The organism is Ileibacterium valens, assembly GCF_001945525.1.
Lineage (GTDB): Bacteria > Bacillota_I > Bacilli_A > Erysipelotrichales > Erysipelotrichaceae > Ileibacterium > Ileibacterium valens.
Genome location: NZ_MPJW01000211.1, coordinates 1 through 1,010, shown reverse-complemented (window position 1 = coordinate 1,010; position 1,010 = coordinate 1). Strand labels below are relative to the sequence as shown.

The 1,010-nt window shown below is 48.1% G+C and carries 2 protein-coding genes; both read right to left on the bottom strand.

Translation table 11 applies throughout. The annotated features are described in order from the left end of the window. Window positions 1–729, bottom strand: a 729-nt coding sequence (locus BO222_RS14505) for an IS66 family transposase zinc-finger binding domain-containing protein (protein WP_143357013.1), incomplete at its 3' end; no start/stop codon positions are given. 71 nt (window positions 730–800) lie between these two features. Continuing rightward, a partial coding sequence (tnpB, locus tag BO222_RS14500; RefSeq protein ID WP_143356894.1) for an IS66 family insertion sequence element accessory protein TnpB occupies window positions 801–1,010 on the bottom strand: 210 nt, incomplete at its 5' end.

The following is a 1,010-nucleotide window of genomic DNA, read 5'->3' as shown; positions in this document are numbered from 1 at the left end:
CCGGTTGACGGGCAGCTGATACAGTGCCTTGAGGGTGATGACAAGCGCCATCAGAGAGGGAGAAACCCATTTTCCAAAAAGGAGTGATTCGGGAGCCTTTGCCATGACCGGGTGAATATCAAACTCGCCTGGAAGATAACGCGGATCCCGGCTCTTCCTTTTACATTCGGGACAGCCGTAAGAAACAGAATAGTGCCGGATGATTTCCAGTTTTCCTGGAATGTATCTGACTTCATGACGGACCAGCTTTCTGCCGATCGGAGTGAGTTCCGTACCGCAGACGGAACAGATTCTCTGGTCTTCAGACAGTTCGTGAAGTTCATCTGTGACAGGAAGGTTCATCTTTTTAATAAGATCTTCCAGAGATTCCTTCGGCTTACGGGCTTTGGAACGAACAGGCCGTTTCCTTGCGGAAGCTCCGGGAGCAGGGGTTTCGGCAGAAGGACTGGATGGCTGGTCATGATCGTCCTTTTTATCTGGCTTTCTCTTTTCAGAACTCCTGCCATACTTCTGAGCAGCCATCAGCCTGATCTGAGCAGACAGATCAAGGATCGTGGCATTTGCCTGATCCAGCTGCTCTGTGAGGCTCTTAATCAGTTTTCTGTTAGCTTCATTCTCTTCCTGGCTCTTCTCATACTGAATGGTCAGCTTGTTAATGGTCTTGTTCAATTCAACCAGCTGATGAAAGAACTGGTTCTCGCTGATGTTGCTCGTATTGATTTCTGACATAATTTTCCCTGTTTAAATTATACCATAAATCAGACTGAAGTCGCTTTATTTAAAGCGTTTTCGGCACTATTCTATCTCCTTTTCACTGTTGTTTTCTGCTCTGGAGAGAGCCCCTCAAGCAGCCATCTCAGCTGCTGCGGGCTAAGTTCTCTGGCCTCGTTTTTGTCTCTCGGCCATCGAAAATGGCCGTCATCCAACCGTTTATAGAGCAGCAGAAATCCATCCTGCTGCCAAAGAAGGCCTTTGATTCTGTCCGCTCTTCTGCCGCAGAACAGGAACAG